This window comes from Solemya pervernicosa gill symbiont (genome assembly GCF_002020875.1).
GTDB lineage: Bacteria > Pseudomonadota > Gammaproteobacteria.
The window spans coordinates 1-1,230 of sequence record NZ_MPRL01000154.1 but is presented as its reverse complement, the minus strand read 5'-3'; the positions used below and the strand labels follow the sequence as shown (position 1 = coordinate 1,230).

The window sequence follows — 1,230 nt, the reverse complement described above, 5'->3', positions numbered from 1 at the left end:
CGTCGTTCGCTCCCGCTCTCAACTACGAATAGGCAGACGGCGTCGACTATCGCGGACTAACCGCCTTCGCTTCGCTATCCATGGCGGTCAGCGTCGGTTATTAACAGCTCTAGTAGTGCTAGAAAAAATATTGAGTCTTTGGTCGAGATGGGACTGGCGCTGGCTATGGACGATTTCGGAACGGGTTACTCATCAATCGATCTGCTTAGCCAGTGGCCCTTCTCAGTGGTGAAGATTGATCAGGGGCTGATTCAGCGCATGATCACCTCCGAGAAGAGCACCACAATCGTCCAGGCGAGTATCCGCATGGTGCACCAGCTCGGAATCAAGGTGGTGGCTGAGGGTATTGAGAGTGGTGCCGTATATGATTTTCTGCTCAATTCTGGCTGTACCGAGGCGCAGGGTTTCTGGATGGGCAAGCCGATGGAGTTTTCGGAGTTTCTAACCTTCCTGAAGGTGGATCAGCGTTGGAGGGGATAAGTGGGGCAAAAGCTTGCATTGGTAGATATTGCAGATGAGTGGATCGAAGGCTTGCTGGGAGATGAGTGTGCCATCGAACACCTTACCTTTGGTGCCGATCTCACAAACCTTGAGTACCACTATTATGAGCATGTTGCGCTCCACAACCTGATTCCTGCGGCCATTGAGGCGGAGAAAAATGGTGCGGATGGACTGCTGCTTGGCTGTTTTTACGATCCCGGACTGCGAGAGCTTAGAGAGTTGCTACAGATGCCGGTGGTCGGTGTCGGAGAAGCGACTCTGCATACCGCCGCCACGCTTTGTGCTGGAAAATTCTCCGTTATCGTCGGGCGAAATAAGTGGATTCCCAAGATGGCTGATAATGCCCGTAGCTATGGCCTTGAAACGCGAATTGCATCCTGGCGCTCACTTGAGATGAGTGTGGCGCAGATGGATGATCGAGAGCGTGCCTACGAGGCGATTATTCGCGAGGCCAAGGTTGCGATGGAGGTAGATCGTACTGAGGTGATCTGCCTGGGCTGCACCGGCCTGACCGGGCTTGCTCGAAGGGCGCAGCAGGAGTTGGGGATACCGGTGCTCGATCCAGTGGCGATTGGTCTGAAAGTACTGGAATTCAGGGCTGAGCTTTGGCGTCTGCAGGGTGTTTCACACAGCTCGGGGAGTCGCTATTTTTGCGGAAGCTTGTTTTGGGCATCCAAGCCCAAGCAAGCGGCAAATACTTAACGCGACCGTTTATGCCTACGGCGCCCC

General features: G+C 54.1%; 2 protein-coding genes. Both read left to right on the top strand.

Annotated elements, in window-relative coordinates:
- The first annotated feature begins 99 nt into the window (after positions 1–99).
- Positions 100–480 (top strand): EAL domain-containing protein, encoded by a 381-nt coding sequence (locus tag BOW52_RS16830; RefSeq protein ID WP_269087677.1) that lies wholly within the window; start codon positions 100–102, stop codon positions 478–480.
- Positions 481–1,203 carry an aspartate/glutamate racemase family protein gene (locus BOW52_RS16825; RefSeq protein WP_078485233.1) on the top strand — a complete coding sequence of 241 codons (723 nt, stop codon included), beginning with the start codon at positions 481–483 and terminating at the stop codon, positions 1,201–1,203.
- The last annotated feature ends 27 nt before the right edge of the window (positions 1,204–1,230 follow it).